The sequence below is a fragment of the Chromohalobacter sp. 48-RD10 genome (assembly GCF_029889785.1).
GTDB lineage: Bacteria > Pseudomonadota > Gammaproteobacteria > Pseudomonadales > Halomonadaceae > Chromohalobacter.
Map to the genome: position 1 here is coordinate 1 of NZ_JARANX010000138.1, position 1398 is coordinate 1398.

1 protein-coding gene is annotated in these 1398 nt (G+C 52.9%); it reads right to left on the reverse strand.

What is annotated here, in order from left to right:
• Positions 1-368: 368 nt before the first annotated feature.
• Complete coding sequence (locus OP496_RS17760; RefSeq protein ID WP_280565242.1) at positions 369-1244, reverse strand: hypothetical protein; 876 nt, start codon at positions 1242-1244, stop codon at positions 369-371.
• Positions 1245-1398: the final 154 nt, after the last annotated feature.

Here is a 1398-nt window from a genome sequence, read left to right on the forward strand (position 1 = left end):
GACCAAGTGCAACCAGCTTCCCCTCATCGGAATCAATAAACACATCATAAAAAACGTATTTATCATCAAAGTTGCTTAACTGATCACCGCTGATAGCCCCATCCTTTGGATGAGGCTGTCGCCGTACGGCGACATTATCGGGGATTAAAACGGGATTAACCTTATATTTCATGCCTAACTCAGGGACACGTTAATTTAAGCAAAGCCCGATAGAATAATGTAACGGGATTTCTATCTATATATCAGTTCCAACCCAAGATAGCACGAAATACTAATCGGCGAAGAGAAGTTTCAAAGAAATTATCACATAGGCAATCTGCCCATCATTCGTGCCCCGGCCACTTTGATGAGTGAATTAGCATCCCTTTTTAGGCAACCGAATCCAGCGCGCCAGATGCCGTCTCAGGAGTACAAGCCACAAGCCCCTCGCACATACTAGTTAGGGCATCTCGACCGCGCGTGTCTTGCGTCACCCGCGCCCACCACTGACGGTGTACGGCTTTCACCACCACCGGCACAGTAGGCAAGCCAATATGCTGCGCTATTGCCAAACGATGCAGGCCACGGTTGATCTTGAGGAGCCGCCCTTCGCGCGTGACAGCCACGCCCAGCATGTCTTTCCCGCGTGTAGAGTCGAAGCCGCGTATGGCCATGTCGTCCATAAAGCTTAAGTACACCTTCAAGAAGGTGAGAATGCGGGCCTCGCTATCCAGTAGGATACCTTGCTGATGTGATGACCAGGGCTTGCCAGCCTTCAAGCGTGCCATGTACTTGGCGAAGGCTTCCGACTGCGAGAGATCGTCGCGATTGGCATCGATATCCGCAATAAAGTGCGCTCGAGATCCTTGACGTAGATCACCACGCCGTAGATTCCACTCACCGTCCCAAATGAACGCCGAAGAAGTTGGCCGATGCTTATGGGGCCAGCCACCCCAACTCGTCCCTCGAATGAGTTCATTCGGATTCACATGCAAAATCAGTTGATCGCCAAGCGTTAATTCAACCGCACGGCGCGGCAAACCAATGCGCTCGACCCAAGCGGCGCCCGGTAACGCGTGCTTCCAGAGGTCAAGCAAGCACAGCTCCACGGGTACGCCCAAGGATTGAGCGCCTTCTCTCACCGTTTTTGCCACGCGTGCCCGTTGCACCGGCCAGTACATGCGGGGGTCTTCCAAGGGGGCGAATGCGGGGTCACCCGCGGGCGGTGTTGGCAACCGGCGCTCACTAAGCAGCAAAGACTTCACGCCGCGCCCTCCTGTTTCACCGAGGAAGTGAAGGAACCCCTTTTCTTGTGGCGTCGTGGTAAGTGGAAAATAAAATACGTTTGCCCATGTTCCATGCGTCGTGCCTCGTTATATGCATCATGCGTCTCAATAGTTAGCATGGTATCAATTTAAG